Origin of the sequence: Corynebacterium sp. P3-F1 (genome assembly GCF_030503635.1) — a bacterium.
GTDB lineage: Bacteria > Actinomycetota > Actinomycetes > Mycobacteriales > Mycobacteriaceae > Corynebacterium.
Genome location: NZ_CP129965.1, coordinates 1,951,005 through 1,966,443, shown reverse-complemented (window position 1 = coordinate 1,966,443; position 15,439 = coordinate 1,951,005). Strand labels below are relative to the sequence as shown.

Below are 15,439 nucleotides of genomic sequence, written 5' to 3'. Positions count from 1 at the left end.
TCCACCGTGAAAGGATGAACAATGGAGAAAGTAATTTCCCGAGTGAACTGCACAGACGCCTCTTGGAGCGCCGAAGCCTGGCTGGAAAGAGGTCGTATGTGGTGGAAGGCTAGCCCTTCCCGCATCATCGACTGCGATCTCCTCGTCGTAATCGATGCAAATAACGTCGTTCGTGCGGTCGGCCGAATCGAGGGTGTATCCAAAGATTTAGACAGTGCTTCAGGACGCATTGCCATCACCGCACGACCGGAGGTCGACAGCACCTGGCTCGGCAAGACGATCGAACGTCCCAGTTCCCGAAATCCAGTTGTCTACGTCGACAAACTCTGTGAAGTGAGGTAGATCCTTTTCGGGAATTACGCGCGGGTCATTCGCGCGTAGACACACCAACGCCCCTGCCGCGGGCTGCGGCGGGGGCGGGGGTGTTGGCGTTGGTCCGGCCTGGTCAGGCCAGGGCGCGGCGTGTGGCGGTGCCAGGCCGTGGGAGAACGCGTCGGCGTATGCCGCGGGCATCGCGGCTGGGTCCGCCGGGAAGGCGGAAGCAGTTGTCCCAGCCGAGGATGACATCGCCGCGGCGGGTGAGCTCGGCGAGGACAGTGGGCATATCCGTGGCCCACGTCGGCCCTGCGGCCCGGGTGAGCTCCGCCGCGGTGGCGGTGCCGGGGGCACTGTCGAGGAGGTCGAAGACCAGGGCTTCGAGGGGATCGTCATCAGGGTGCATGTGACTCAGATTACTTCCGGTAGAAGTCCAAGGTTTCAGCCTCGGCCGCGAGTGGCAGGCCAGCCGCCCACGCAGGGGCCTCCTCCATGAGCTCGACCAGCGCGTCCGCCTCGGCTTCGTCACGCGCCTCTGCGACAATCTCGTCGTGGACATGGAAGACCGTGTGCACCCCCGCCGCCTCCGCGCGGACGAGCGCATCGGCAAGCAAGTCCCGCGCTATGGCCTGCGTTACATTTTCCACGAGTTTGCCGCCGTAGGTCGAGGCGCGCCGCCCCCGGGCATCGGTGAAGTGAATCGACATCTCTCCCTCGCGCGGCCCGCTGCGCTGCGGCTCGATGCGGGCGTCTACGTACCGCATGACACGCCCGGAGGGAAGCTGAATTAGCAGGTCGCGGGCACCACTGCGGCCCGTGATGCTCGGCGCAGACGCGATGCCGAGGCGGTAGCCGTACACCGCCGCGGTCGATGCCAGCGCGGTGCGGCATGCGGCTTCGAGCTCGCCCCAGAAATTCACGATGCGGGGATTGGTAGAGCGCCACTTCGAGACGACCTCGCGCAGCTGGGCTTCCCTGATGTCGGGGTTCATGGCCTGAAGTGCGCGCCAGCTCGCGCCGTAGCCACAGCCGAGCACGGCGATTTTCCCCAGCGCTCGGAGGTGACCATTCTCGCCGTTCTTCTCGACGGTCACGCCATACATCTGCGAAGCGGTAGCGCAGTAAATGTCCTCGCCGCGCAAGAACGTGCGCAAAGCAGCGGTCTCCCCCGCCATCCACGCCAGCACGCGGGCCTCGATGGAGGCGTAGTCGGCAGCGACGAGGCGACAGCCCTGACCGGGGACAATGGCCGTGCGCACCAGTCCGCCGACCAGCTCCGCGGGGTCGAGACCGGCGTCGCGGATGGTGGACAGACCTCCGCACATGGCCTCGCGGGCGGCGTGGAGATCAACGTCGGGGGTGTGCGCGAGATTTTGCGTCTGGATGCCGCGGCCAGCCCAGCGGCCCGTGTGAGCGCCGAAGAACACCGCCGTGCCCCTGGCGCGGCCATCGCGCGGCGAGGCCCGTGCCTGCATCGCCGCGTATTTCGCCGAGCTTGCCGCGGCGATGGCCGGGCGCAGGCGACAGGCACGGGCGACGCCGTTGTCACCCGCGGCCTCGGCCCGCTGGGCGGTTGCGGCCATCGTCGACTTGTCCACGCTCGCAACGTCGTAGCCGCGCTCGGCTAACCACGTGCGGAACTGGATGACCGAGCGGGGGTTGTCCAGGCCAGTGAGCTCGGCCAGTTCGGCGGTCAGCTCCTCGCGGTGCTCGGCGTCGACCCCCTGCGCAGCCTCAACGAGGTCGAGGTCAATGGCCAGACCCCGGTCGCAAATGCGCTGGTCAGCGGCGTATTCAGCCCACAACTGGTCAGGGACCGGGACCGCGTCGAGGGCTTGGCGCACTGCCCGCTCCACCCCCACGTCGCGGGCGCAGTAGTCCTTGAAGGTCTCCCACGCCTCGGGGTCGCTGGCCGGGAGCCAGCGGACTTTGCCTTCACCTGCGGGGAGCGAATAGGTCAGGTCATCCCGCTTCTTCGGCTTACAGGGGATGCTGAATCGTTTGATCAGAGCCTTGCCCTCGCTCATTTTCTCCGCCGCGCCGAGGGCACGGGCAGCGCCGTCGAGACTGCGGGGCAGTCCGAGGGTCGCCGCGTGGACCATCGTGCAGTGCCACGACGTCGGATCGAGGAAGGTGCCCTCGGGGAGTTTGCCGAGGTCACGGAGGTAGCGGGACAGACAGACCCTCTCAAAATTTGCGTTGAATGCCGTCTTGGTCACGGCGGGGTCGGTGAGCGCATCGAGGAGGTCATCGGGCAGGGGCCTCTTGGTGAGGTCGACGACCTCGACGGGAGCGTCGCCCAGGGCGTAGGAGAAGAGCAGGACCTGGAAGGCCTCGTCCTCGGTGTAGCGGTAGACACCGGCCTTACTCAGATCGACGGGTGAGTAAGTCTCGATGTCGATGGCGAGGGCCGGGGCTGCGGCCGGGGCGTCGGCGGCGGCTGGTGCTGTGAGCGTTGTTGTTGTCATGGTTCTTTCCTATGTGCGGGCTATCCAGGGGTCGAGGCCGACCGCATCGCGTCAGCGTGATACACCCGGTTGTTCGCGCGTACAGCGGCGCCTTCCTCGACCAGGTGCGTGATGGCAGCCGACGCGTGCGGCTTTTTCCCCTCCGCGAGTTGGTTCTTCAACCGGCCCATTGTCAGACCCGCCCCGCCAGCCTTACGCAGGTGCTTCTCGATCAGCTGCGCCGTGGCGTCGACGAGGGCATCGGTCTCCGCGCGTTCGCCGGCGCGTTCGTGCGCCCGTGTCTTGCCGCGAGCGGACGCGCTGGCCGCGTCTTCCGCTGCGACCTCGGCTAACAGCCAGGCGAGCGTTTTTCGGGAAATCTCCATCACCCAGCCGCTCCACTCCCACAAATCTTCCCCCACCTCGGCGGTCGAGTGCAGGGCCGCAGCGAGGGTGGCGATCTTAATGCGCGTCCATGTCGCATGACTCAGCATCGAGGAGATTTCCTTGCCGGTCTCGTCAACCGGGTGGACGACATTGGTCCTGCGGCGTGCCTCGCGCCTCGCTCGGTCTATGCTGGCGCAGCTGGAGAAACGCGTTCCGGTAGCAACCCGCAGGTGCGGAGCTGGCGCCGGCTGCTGCGGCTGCGGGACACCAAGATCGACGCCGTCCCACGGCCACATCGCGGGGAGATGACACCACCTCTGGGTGAACCCGGACCCCGCGTGGGCAATGAAGGACGCGGCCAGCGCCGGTTGAAGGCCCATAGTGCGGAAAAACGAGTACGGGGGAGCAAGGTCGACGTCGCCCTTTTCCTGCGTGGAATTCGAAATCGGGGCCCCGGCCCACAGCGCGTTTTGCACCGTGATGATTGTGGATGTCATGGACTTCGCTTTATTCATGTCGGAACCGCCTTCGTCCGAGTGGGCCCACAGGGCAGGGTGCGCGTTCTTGACCTGCTCTTTCGCCTCGTCATCCCACCGGAAATACCCCCGGGTGATGGTGGCCTCGCCCGACCCGAAACCGCGGCGCTTGTCGAAATCGACGAAACCTCCGGCGGTAGCCTGAGTGATCCCCGTCGCGACGCCTCCCTCGGCCGAGCCCCCGTCGTCCGCGTCGTCCGCATCGTTGTCCGCGGGGGCCGGACCGGCCAGGAGGTCGAAAAAACCGGGGTAGGAGGTGGACGGCCACGGAGAATTTTGCGGATCGAAGCCTGACGTTTTACCCGACCCGCTCGGACCAATAGCAGAGAAGAATGAGGAGACACAACCGCCGGTCGGCCCTTCCACGTCGGCGGGCAGGCGCATGCCCACGCGAACCAGCTCACAGGCAAGCACCACCAAAGGCGAGACCAGCGCGTTGCTTGCCGCGTGGTAAATCGTCTGGGTGACCGGCGAAAACGAGAAAATCTTGCGGACAAGGCGCGGGTCGACCGGGTACCCCTCCGGGTAGAGCTCAGCGTCGAAGAAGCGTTCGCCCTCCTGAATGTAGTAATTTAGCTCCTCGCGCTCCTCGGCGGCGAGGGTACGGCCGAGCTCGGTCTCCAGCATGGACACCATCCGGGTCAGGTCGGTGTCGATTGCCGGGGGCTCTGCCTGTGCGGGTGGTGTTTCGTCGAGGTCCGGGACCACCGACAGGGCGGGGCGGGCAGAGAGCTCTGTGATCTGGCCTGTCGACTCGAATTCGGCCTGCGGGGTGGCGTAGATCGGGCCGAGCTCCCTGGGCGTCACACCCAGCGCCTCGGCTCCCGCCTGCATGGCGGCGATGGTCGACTCGTGATCGGGGTGCGGCACTCCGAGCCGTACCCTGGCCCAATCGAGCCGGCCATCGAACTCGGTTACAGCTTCGTACTCCAGCCGGGAAAGCGTCGGCCCGTGCTCGGAGATGTAGTCTGCGAGACCAGCCGGCGGGTGGTCGGTCCACACGTGTAGCTTCCCTGCCAGACCCTCGACCGAGCACTCCAGAGAGTGCGCCGTCGCCGATTTCGTCGATGCATGGGCTTCGACCGGCGGAGCTGTCCACGTGGAGCACCCGCAGGCGTCGTTAGCGGCTTCGACCCACCCATCAGATGCCAGCCGAGTCTCCCAGGGATGTGCTTCGACCCAGCCGAACTCCGCCGAGTCCTCCGGCAGGGGCTCGGCGGTTGTGGTGGACCCTGCTGCGGTTTTCTGCCGGGCGATGGAGAGAACAGCCTCGACCAGGGCCGGCGGGGCGTCGTAGGCCCCATCAGCACTGTCCCACACATACGGGCCCTCCGGGCGGGCGGATGGAGTCGTCAGGGCATAGCCGTTGCCGAGGATGATCGACGCAGCGTCGTCCTCGCGTCCGATCGTGGCAGTGGTCGTACCCTCGGGGATGGCGCCTTTGGGGGCGATAAAAACCCAGTGCCCGCCGTCCCGGTGACGCCACTCACCATCAGCGTCGATCATGCCGGGGGTCGCCTCCGACCGGGGCGGGAGCTCCTCTCCCGTTGCGGCGGTGAACCACTGACGCAAGCTCTCGACGGCCTCGGGGGTGTCGGCGTCGAGGATGATGCAGCGGTCTCCCCCGGAGATCGCGAGGTTCGGGATGCGAGTCAGCTCGTTGGTGTCGGTGGCGTGTTCGGCGACGTAGGCGTCGTAGGCGGCCTGGATCGAGGCGGGGTCGGTCGTGGCCTTGTACTGGCGTTCACGGGGCGCCTCTGGCTGCATCAGCAAGCGCGGCGCCTTCGCGTCGCCCGGGGTGAAAACGACGGGCACGCCCTGGCTCGCCCAGGCGAGTGCGGTGGGCAGGACAGCGGGTTTGCCGAGCTCGGCGGCATGCGCCAGCGATTGCGGCACGGGGTGGCATGAGGTATTGTTGTTCACAGGACTAGAAATTCTCTTTCTTTTCGACCCCGTCGTGGTGACCGCCACGGCGGGGTTTTTCTTGTGCGGGCCTAGGTGGCGGATTCTAGGGGTCGTTGCAACATTTCCTAGCTTTCAGCTAAACCTAACAGCTCCGCCATCCGCTCCGCAGGAGTAGCAAAACCCAACGTCTTACGCGGCCGACAATTCAACCGATGAGCAACAAGCTCCAACTCCTCCCGCCCATAAACACTCAAATCCGCACCTTTCGGAAAATACTGACGCAACAACCCATTAGTGTTCTCATTCGTCCCCCGCTGCCACGGCGACCCCGGATCACAGAAATACACCGGACAATCCGTCGCAATGCTAAACGACCTATGACCAGCCATCTCTGAACCCTGATCCCAGGTCAACGACCCCCGAAGATGCTGCGGCAACGTCATAATCGCCTCCACCAGCGCATCACGCACCGCCACCGCACCATGCCCATCCGGCAAATGCAGCAACATCACATACCGCGTCGTCCGCTCCACCAACGTCCCAATCGCAGACCTTCCACCTGCACCGATAATCAGATCACCCTCCCAATGCCCCGGCACAGCCCGATCCTCAACAACAGCAGGACGATCGGCAATCATGATCATCGGATCAATAAACCGACTCCTCGCAACACGCTGACCACGCGGTTTACGCCGCGTCCGCCCCGTACGAAGGGCATGGGCCACCACCTTCTTCAACTCGCCTCTGGCCTGGCAATACAGCTCTTGATAGATCGTTTCATGACTCACATGCATAGTCTCATCGCCAGGGAATTCCCTGCGCAACCGGCCAGCCACCTGCTCAGGGGAAAACTCCATCCGCAACCACTGCCACACCTGCTGTTTCAACCGCGGATTCGCCGCAATCTTCGACACCTTCGGCCGAAACCTCCGAAGCGTTGACTTCCGGTGCGCCTCATACGGGCGATAAATGCCATCATCACCACTATTGCGACTAATCTCGCGCGAAATCGTCCCCGGATCACGCCCAAGCTCACGCGCAATCGCCCGAACCGATAAATTCCGATTCACCCGATCCGCGATGCGCTCCCGCTCCACCAACGACAAGTACCGCCGGTCAATCACCTTCTCCACCGCAGCCTGCGGCAACACCTCCACCGGAACACTGACCCGGCCATCAACATACGCAAGAACCTGCATAAGCCGTTTATAGCGATAAACTGCCTGGCCATCAGGCACAAACGGCACACGCCGACCACGTGTTTTAATCACCCCCTTATCAACATCAAGCGCACCACGTAACCCCATCCCACACGCAGCTGCAGCAGAACGACGATCCAACCCACAGGCCCGAAGCTCCAAATACTCCACTCGCCGCGCCGTAGCCACAGCCCGCCGACCCTCAGGAGCAGGACGGGGCCGCGCACCAATCGATATCCCCACCCGGTATACCGACGAAGGATTCACACCCAACCGCCGCACAATATCCATTGGCGCGACATTCTGGGCAAACAACGCAACAATCTCGTCAACCACCTGTGACGACAACGTCTTATTCCGCAGTGGTAACCCATCACGATGCGCAATCCGATACGCCGTAGCTAACGACCATCCCAGATCCAGCCCAGCCGCACGCACCGACAAACCATCACCCACCACCAACTGGTGGAACCGAGTGATCTCCTCAACCGGTGGATCCCACCGTGACACCGTCATCACCAACACCAACCCTTCAGATCAGTGTTGCAACGACCACTAGAACTTAAGGGTGGTCACCAGCTCGTCGACGCGGCGGCGGAGAAAAGCGGCGTCGGCTTCGGTGAGTGCTTCGTCGCCGAGTTGCACAGCCAGACTCTCGGCTGTCAGTGCGATCGTGAGCGCGTGGCGGAGTTCGGCAGGGACCTCGCCGTGCCATCGCACGGCCGCGCCTATGCGGCCACGGAGACGGCCAGAACCTTGCGCGGCCGGGTGGTTCGACATTTGGGGGCTCCTTACGGGGGTAGTGTTGTCAAGCTCGAATGCTTGACCGTGCCGCCATTATGTCACCGCCTGCGACGCACAGCAAGCCCGTGACCTGCGCTTTTAACACACAACAGTTATGTGAGTGCGACGTTTTTACTGGTCAGAGGCCCAACGCTCGCGAGAAAACTCTTCAGAAAACTTTTTCGGCCCGGCTTGACCGAGAACCCGACCTGGTGTTATACGGGAGCGTTATAGATGTTTCCGGCGTAGCTGCGGAGCCAGTCTGGGATGTAAACGGCGATGTAGGTGATGTAGGCGATGATGTAGGCGGTAAAAACATGCGCTGACCTGCGGCGGGGGTGATGTAGGCGATGTAGGTGGTAGGTGCCTACCCCGCCTACACCGTCTAGCTTCCTCCCCGGCTTTCCCCTTTAATGAAAAATATATAGAACATATGTTCGAATATATTTAAATACAAGGAAGTAGAGACGGAGACGAAGCCGGCCCGGTGGTGTAGGTGGCGGGGGCGGAGACGCCTACATCGCCTACATCGCCTACATCACCCCCGCCGCAGGTCAAAAGGGGTTTTCCCACCTACATCATCGCCTACATCGCCTACATCATCGCCTACATCTTCGCCTACATCTTCGCCTAAATCCCAGTACTATCCTCTATTCTGCTGTTTTACCTCGACTGCGGCTCCACCCCTCCACCGCAGCCCTTTCGAACAAAAAGTTCGAACAAACCAACAAACCCCCGCCGCGGGGCATTGAACTGCTCCCCACTAGTCGATAACTGATTTCTCAGTCCAACTAATGGGGAGCAGTTCAGTAAGCAGGCTCTCGGGGTTTTCGATTGTTTGTGCTTGATTGACCCTATCCGCAAGGCGGCTGCGTTAGGCGGCGAGTGCGAAACCGGGGATCGCAACCGCGCCGGTGACAAGCGCCGAGATGGCCATTCCGCCGGCTGTCTTCTTCGGGCCGTACTGGATGAGGTCGTTGGCCACGATCGCCGGCAGCGCGCAGTACACGATGTTGCGGGCGCCGCCGAACTGCACACCGGTGAGCGTGTTCAGCACGTACTCGATTGTCAGCACCGACACAGACGAGATCATGATCAGTACGACGAACCGGTCCTTGCCGTGCGCCGGGACGAGCTTCGTGACGTTGACAAAGACCAGGTAGGTCACAAGCACCGCCGCGGCCATGAGGACGACGACCTGCCACGGGCCGATCGTGGCAACGAGCAGCCCGACGGTGACGTAACCGCCAGTGCGCAGCTTCAGCTTCGAGAACGGGCCGTCTTGAATGAGCACGGCCATGAGCACCGACAGCGCCGTGAGCGCGAACGTTAGCGTCGGGTGAGCTTCGGCGGGAGCGAACATCCGGCCGATGGTGCCGGTGTCGGAGATACGGTACGACAACGAGGCCAGGCCAAGCCCCACTACGCCGGTCAACGGGAGCATCCACACCATGGGGACGAGCGTCTTGGCTACGCCCTGCTTGTTGAACGAGTTGCAGAGCATGCCGGGGATGATCACGCCCACGATAGCGATCTGCGAGGGGACGGAATCCGACCCGAACACCGCAGTGGCCACCGCAAGCCAGATCGCGCCGTAACAGATGCCCACGAGTAGGCCGATGCCGAAGATCTGGCGCGGCCGGGGCAGCCATAAACGGAGCACGACCCGCTTCACTGTTACGTAGGAAATTAAGGCGATGACGATGGTGGATACGATGGCTACCGGCCACAGGATGCTCGCCCCGAGGTAGGCGACAGCGAGCGACCCGCCGCAGGAAATGTTGGTCTTTTTGTAGTAGATGTAGCTCACCAAAAGACCGGTGATGAACAGGTAGTGAATGGCTTCGATTGTGAAGCCGTACTCGGTGGGAAGAAATGCAAGGGTCAAGGTTACGCCGCCATTTTCGTCTCGGTTGTTTCCAGTTCGGGCTCGTGGTCTTCGATGAACTCCGCGCCCTCGTAGCCGAAGGCGGCCACGTCGGAGGTGAGCTCTGCAATCGCCGACTGTTCCTGCTCCGCCACCGGGCTTGCGCCCGGTGCGGCGTCGTCGGTGGCAGCGGCGTCGAAGTAGCGGATGAGCTCAGTAGCGTGGTCGGTGTGGATATTGACCATGCCGAAGACGGCGACGTCGCCGTCCAGGCCGTCGATGACCCGGCGCAGGAGCGCCTCGCCGGTCGCGTTTTCAAGATCGCCGGTGGTCACCACCATGTCTGCCGGCAGACCGTTGTCCACGAGCTGCTGACTCACCACATCCTGGAGGTCGCCGAAAAGCACCACGCGGTCGATCTCCTCGCGCAGGTCCGTGCTGATCAGCTCGTTGAACATCTGGGCGCGGTCGGTGCGGTCCGAGCGGTTGTTCAAGATGACCACGCGGGAAGCGTCGTCGCTGAGCTTCTCTGCGCTCACCGAGCGGAACACGCGCACTGTGGACTCCCAGTCGTTGACCGCGAACATCGGCACCCACTTGAGGTCGGTGACGGACGAATCACCAACCGGGATGCGCTGAACGGCCGTGGTGCCCGGGTCAGGGGCCGCGGCCAGCATCCCGCGCGCGGCGGTCTGGGCGTCGATGCCGATGAGCTCGGCGACGGCGAGCACCACGGCGACATTTTCCTCAAACTGCTGGTAGGAGAAGTAGGGGACGAGGCCTTCGGAAAGATCCGTGCGGGCAGCGACAATGACACGGGATCCGCGCTCCTGAGCGAACTTCTCCATGATGGAGACGAGGCGGGGATTGCGCTCTGCGGTGACGACGGTGCCGTTGAACGGCACCGTGTTGCACAAGGAGGCGGTGATCTCTTCCAGGGTGTCGCCCATGTCCTCCTGGTGGTCCAGCCGCACGTTGGTGATGACAGTGATGGGCGACTGCAGGATAGTTTCCTGGCAGACCTTCTGGTACTTCGGCTTCACCGCCATGCACTCGACCACCAGCGCATCCACGTCCTCGGTGACCCATTCGCGGATAAACGAGTACTGCTCGGCGATGTTTGCGGGACCGGTGCGCTTGATCGGGTGCTCGTCGCTCTCGCAGTCGATGACGCAGGCGTACGTGCCCGTCGTTTTGGAGATCGTGCGCAGCCCTGCCTCCCGCAGCACAGCCCCCATCATGCGGGTCACAGTGGACTTGCCGCGGATGCCGTTGATGTGAATGTTGTGCTGCAAGCCGTCCAGACGGGAGCGGTGGCGCGAGTGGAAGGTGTGGAGGTAGGAGACGTGCGCGGCGACACCAGCGGCACAGAGGCTAATCATGCTCAGCATTCTGGGAATACCTTTTCAAAACGATTGGGGTGGATGCGGGAGAGACGGGCTGGAGGAAACTGTGGGGGGCTATGGGGCCGAGCTAGCAGCTGCGCCTCCTCCCCGGCGAGGGTCGGCTGCGGCAGCCACAGTCCCGTCGATGAACGTGACAACCGACGTACCGCTGTCTGCTTCGCCGGTGTCTAGGCGGTGGCCCCACCGTTTGAGAACCTTGCGCATTCGTTTCATATCGCGGGGAAGCTTCTCGTGCTTCGGCGTTTCAACGTAGGCGGAATGTCGTCCGGTCGCGCCAAAATTCGGCATGGTGACTGCCTGGTCAGGGTCGAGGCTCCAGGCGGTGAGCGCCACCGTGGTCTTGATGTTGTAGGACGGGATGGATTTGCCGCCGGGTGAGCCGAGCGCCGCCACCGGGTCGCCGTCGTCACCGGTGATGATGAGCGGGGACATCGTCGTTTTCGGGTGCCGCCCGGGTGCGCGGAAATTTGGCTCGCGCGGGTCGTCGCCGCCGAAGTTGTCCAGGGAATTGTTGATGAAAAAGCCCCCTGCTGTCAGCCCGGTACCGAAGTTTTTCTGCAGTGTCGTCGTCACCGAGGCAAAGTTGCCGTCGCCGTCCCGGACGCTGATCTGGGCGGTGCCCTCTTCCTCGAAGTCGCGGTACTTGCCTGCCACACCATTCAGGCGCTCCGCCTCGGGTTCTTTCCGGGGCCGTTTTTTCCGGATCGACTTCGCCTCGTTCTTGAGCGTGCGGCGGTCGGTGACAATGTCGTTGATGTATCCGTCCGCGATGGCCTCTTGCGTTTTGTCTCCGGCAGGGTCGCCTGCCCACGTATTCGCGTTGGCGAAGGCGATGCGCTCGGCCTCGATGATCTCGTGCGCCGCTGTCGTCCGGGCGACGCGGAGCCCGTCGTTGTCGTACGGCTCGTGGCGCGCCGGGTCGAGGTGATTCAAGATGCCGAGCGTCTGGGCGACGATCGGGGTCCCTGTGGCGGGGGATCCCACGCCACACACCTCCGTGTCCTCGAAGGTCACGCACAGTGGATCAATCTCGGCAGCGGCGGCGTAGTACCACTCCCGGGCGAAGTTCGCCCGTCCGGCGACGTCAGGCAGCTCGCTCGCGAGGGACTCGATAGTGTCTTTCGACAACGCACCGTCGGTATCGACCCAGGAGCCGAGAAACTCGGCGTACGCCCTGTTAGTCAGCGTCTCGCCAGCGGTGATGCCGTCGGCGCCCTCAGCGCCGTACAGCTTCTCGGCCAGGTCCGTGCCCGCAAGCGGTGAGCCGTCGCTCGCGGCTGCGTCCGCGAACCGCTCGGAGACGGTGAAGCCGTCCGTGGCGAGATCTCGCGCCGGCCCCGCGACGCTCGCCGCGTCCAACACCCCGTAATCCGCGCGCAACGATGCGAGCAGCGCGAGAGTGTGCGGCACACCGGCAGAGGAAAGTGCGTCACCTGTTTCGTCCTTAGGCGCGACGACCGTGCCGTCGTAGGAGCTGAGCGAGCGGGTCTGGGCGTCGTAGTACACCGCGAGCGCCCCGCCGCCTGGGCCCGAGGACATCGGTTCAACTACCCCCAATGCCAGCTGGGCGGCCGCGACGGCATCCGCGGCTGAGCCACCCTGGGCGAGCACGGTGCACGCGGCCCATGCGGCCTGCGGGTGCGTTGTGGCGACGGCGAAGCCGTTGCTCCCACTCGTCGACCGGGCTGTATCCGTAGCGCAGCCCGTGTGCGCCGCCGGGGCAGAAGAGGGCGAGGCCGAACGCGTCGAATCCGACGCTGAATCGGTACCGCAGGACGCCAAGAGGACAGCCGACGCTGCCAACGAGGCGACCAGGTGCCGCGGCGTGTTCCTCATCGAATTCTCCCAACCGACTTGCAGTTTTTGTAATCAGATCTGCAGTGAACAGACAGGGAGGTTAATAGCGGTGCAATACCTGGGGAAGAGGCCGCAGCGGAGTGGGAACGAAGGTGCCACGGCGGGACGAAAGTACACCGCCGCGCTGCGGTCGGCCCTCGGTAGCACGGTCTCAAAGCGCAGTTCATGGCGGGTATGGGTCGGGCTGGCTGAGAAGGTGACGACACCCGCACATGTGGCCGGAACGTCACGCGACAACCATGGCACGAAAGTTCCTCGCTTCCCCGGCCGCGAATGGGTACCCAGGTTTACCATGGGCGCGGTGAAACCAACCGCAGTGATTGTGGGCGCCGGGCCAAACGGGCTGACGGCCGCGGCGCGCCTAGCCGTGAACGGATGGCGGGTTGACGTGCGAGAACGCTCAAGCAGCGCCGGTGGCGCTGCCGCTGCGCGCACACTTGTCCACGCCGCGTCTCCGCGCATGGCAGGGCTAGTCGGCGCGGGTGGTCGGGAGCGGTGGAAAGCGATCGCTCGGAAGGCCGGGCTGGTCGAGGAGACCACCAAGAAAGTGAAAATGTGGGACGCCGCGCAGAACAAACACGTCGAGTTGCCGCAGCTGAAAATCACTTCCAGCTGGCCGGTGAAATTTGTCCTCGGCGACGGCGAGCGAGGCGGCGTGACATTCTCCACGCCGCCCGCCGTGACTCTCGACAGCTGGCGGAAAGCCGCCCCGATCTTGGAAACAATGCTCGGCGTCGCAGACCTGGAGGTGACCCGCAGCGCACCCGGCGAAGTATGTCTGTGGCTCCCCCGCGAGACCCGCGCGATGACTCCGTTCATCCCCGGGCCGGACGAGATCACGCACATCGCCTCGGCCGGCAGCGAGGCCGAGGCGCGGGCTGCCGCGGTGGCCGCGCACTCGGCGTTTCGCTGGGTTCTCGGACGCACGTCGGAGGGCGAGGTGCTGGGTGAGCGCATCTCCCGCGCACCACATGCTCTCGTGGCTGGCGGCACTGGCGCGGGTAAAAGCACTTGGGTCACCTGGCTGGCCAGCACCTTGGTCGCGGCGGGTGCGGATGTCATCCTCGCCGATGGCAAAGGGTCGTCTGATTACGACGGCATCGCTCGGACCCTGCCCAACGTAAAGTGCCTTTCCAAAGACCCCGTGACCCACGTCGCATGCCTCCAGTGGCTCGCGGACGAGATGGAGGCTAGGTACGCCGTGGAGTCAGCGCGGGGTAGGCAGGGCGTTGCCCGCGACGCGCAGCTTTACCATCGCCCGACGGTGTTGATCTTCGACGAATTCGGTGCTTTCAAGGAAGCTCTGTCGTCCGACTCCGGGCCGCTCGGCGCCGACCTGCCCGAGGTCGATTCTCTGGTGACGCGCATCCTGCAAAAAGGACGCGCCGCGAGGATTCACCTCGTTTTCGTGTCGCAGACCATCTATGCCGAAACTTTGCCGGGCAAACAGAAAAATAACATCCCCACTCGGCTGAGCCTCGGCGTGCCGGCACCCTACACCCTGCGCGAAGTAGTTGGGAGTGACCAACTTTTCGAGGAGGCCAAGTCCATCGCCGCGACTATCCCCCGCGGCCGCCCAGGACAAGGAATCGCGGTGGCGGAGAGCGAGGTCGATGGGGAGCCCCACGCGCAGCGCGTGAGCGTGCCGTACGGTTTCGTTCCCGGTGCTCCAGGACGCCGCGACCCGGCTGTGCAGGAGGTCTGGGACAAGACGAAAACCCAGGTTTTCGACAACCTGCACCACCTCACGCCGCGCATGGCTCTCGCTTTCGACGCCCCGGTGGAGATCGCCGAGCGGGGGAAGAAAGTCACTCCGCCGTCATCGTGGCAAGAGTACGGCCTCCACGAAATCAGACAGCTCCCCTGGGTCCGCGTCACCCCCTGGCGTGGTGTTGATCCGCCGCCCGGGGCGAGCCGTTACGACACGCTCTCCGACGACTACGCCGGGGCCGAGACCAACGCCAGCGCCGCCCGCTACCACTAAGTCATTTATGCGAAATCTGCAAAGGAGAACCTACAATGACCCGACAATTTTCCCGCCCCGCCAGCCTCCTCGTGGCCGCGAGGCAGAACATGACGAAGGACCTGACCGACCTCGACGCCGCGGGCAAGAAGCGAGTCTTCCCCGCCTACAAGGTGGTACAGGAGTGCGCGAAGATCGAGGGTCGCACGCCGACCGTCGAGGAAGCGCTGGCCGCGATCCGCGCAGCCATGACGCCGAGCGAGGAGGAGCGCGTCGCAGCCCTCCGCCTGGCCGCGAGCCTGCGCATGGCCGGAGTGGCCTCGCGCGAGGTGGCCCGGGCTTTCGGAGTGAGCGAGAGCCAGCTTTCACGCATGCTCTCGGCGTACCCGGAGGCGGGGATCGCCCGCGCATCCGACGTTGTTTTCGATGACGCAACGGGGCGCTGGACCCTGCACAGCGCAGCGACTGTCGTGGGGTAGTACTGTTCTCACCTGCACCGCCGCGGCCACAGTCGCGGCGGTGTTCTTGTCCTGGAGAGGTTTTCGGGACTCGAACACGCGTTTTACGGGGGTCTCGACCCGGGTATTGCCTGGTCTGGGCAAGGATATGGGGTGTGGTCTGGGGGGCTCTGCCCAAGCCTTTTTGCCCGGCGTGGGCATGGCTTTGGGGGTCGATTTTGCACAGAGGCGTGCACAGAACCTTGCACATAGGAGCGCACAGACCACTGCACATGCCCCTGCACATGCCCCCGCACCAGCCCTACGCCATGCCCTC

General features: G+C 64.1%; 11 protein-coding genes. 3 read left to right on the top strand and 8 right to left on the bottom strand.

Annotated features, from left to right (window positions below; genetic code table 11):
* Positions 1-21 precede the first annotated feature (21 nt).
* Entirely contained in the window at positions 22-342 is a 321-nt protein-coding gene (locus QYQ98_RS09355; protein WP_302006594.1) for a hypothetical protein, read from the top strand.
* A 103-nt stretch (positions 343-445) separates the two neighbouring features.
* On the opposite strand, the gene QYQ98_RS09350 is transcribed toward QYQ98_RS09355, so the two are convergent.
* The 8 genes from QYQ98_RS09350 to QYQ98_RS09315 all read right to left on the bottom strand — a co-directional run bounded on the left by QYQ98_RS09350 (position 446) and on the right by QYQ98_RS09315 (position 12,681).
* Complete coding sequence (locus QYQ98_RS09350; protein WP_302006593.1) at positions 446-721, bottom strand: hypothetical protein; 276 nt, start codon at positions 719-721, stop codon at positions 446-448.
* A gap of 10 nt (positions 722-731) precedes the next feature.
* A complete protein-coding gene (locus QYQ98_RS09345) occupies positions 732-2,783 on the bottom strand; it encodes a DNA polymerase (protein WP_302006592.1) in 2,052 nt (683 codons plus the stop codon).
* A gap of 20 nt (positions 2,784-2,803) precedes the next feature.
* Positions 2,804-5,608 (bottom strand): bifunctional DNA primase/polymerase, encoded by a 2,805-nt coding sequence (locus tag QYQ98_RS09340; protein WP_302006591.1) that lies wholly within the window; start codon positions 5,606-5,608, stop codon positions 2,804-2,806.
* Between the two features lie 107 nt (positions 5,609-5,715).
* On the bottom strand, positions 5,716-6,930 hold the full coding sequence (locus QYQ98_RS09335; protein WP_302007689.1) for an IS30 family transposase: 1,215 nt from the start codon (positions 6,928-6,930) through the stop codon (positions 5,716-5,718).
* A gap of 414 nt (positions 6,931-7,344) precedes the next feature.
* Positions 7,345-7,569: a hypothetical protein gene (locus QYQ98_RS09330; protein WP_302006590.1), complete on the bottom strand. Its 225-nt coding sequence runs from the start codon at positions 7,567-7,569 to the stop codon at positions 7,345-7,347.
* An 877-nt stretch (positions 7,570-8,446) separates the two neighbouring features.
* Positions 8,447-9,460 carry a poly-gamma-glutamate biosynthesis protein PgsC/CapC gene (locus tag QYQ98_RS09325; protein ID WP_302006589.1) on the bottom strand — a complete coding sequence of 338 codons (1,014 nt, stop codon included), beginning with the start codon at positions 9,458-9,460 and terminating at the stop codon, positions 8,447-8,449.
* A gap of 2 nt (positions 9,461-9,462) precedes the next feature.
* On the bottom strand, positions 9,463-10,821 hold the full coding sequence (pgsB, locus tag QYQ98_RS09320) for a poly-gamma-glutamate synthase PgsB (protein WP_259851957.1): 1,359 nt from the start codon (positions 10,819-10,821) through the stop codon (positions 9,463-9,465).
* Positions 10,822-10,899: 78 nt separating this feature from the next.
* Positions 10,900-12,681, bottom strand: a complete 1,782-nt coding sequence (locus tag QYQ98_RS09315; protein WP_259851956.1) for a gamma-glutamyltransferase — start codon at positions 12,679-12,681, stop codon at positions 10,900-10,902.
* A gap of 322 nt (positions 12,682-13,003) precedes the next feature.
* Between QYQ98_RS09315 and QYQ98_RS09310 the strand changes: the two genes are divergently transcribed.
* Positions 13,004-14,686, top strand: coding sequence for an FAD-dependent oxidoreductase (locus QYQ98_RS09310; RefSeq protein ID WP_302006588.1), 1,683 nt, complete (start codon positions 13,004-13,006; stop codon positions 14,684-14,686).
* Between the two features lie 35 nt (positions 14,687-14,721).
* The gene (locus tag QYQ98_RS09305) at positions 14,722-15,144 is read left to right on the top strand and encodes a helix-turn-helix domain-containing protein (protein ID WP_302006587.1); all 423 of its coding nucleotides are present in this window, start codon (positions 14,722-14,724) and stop codon (positions 15,142-15,144) included.
* Positions 15,145-15,439 lie beyond the last annotated feature (295 nt).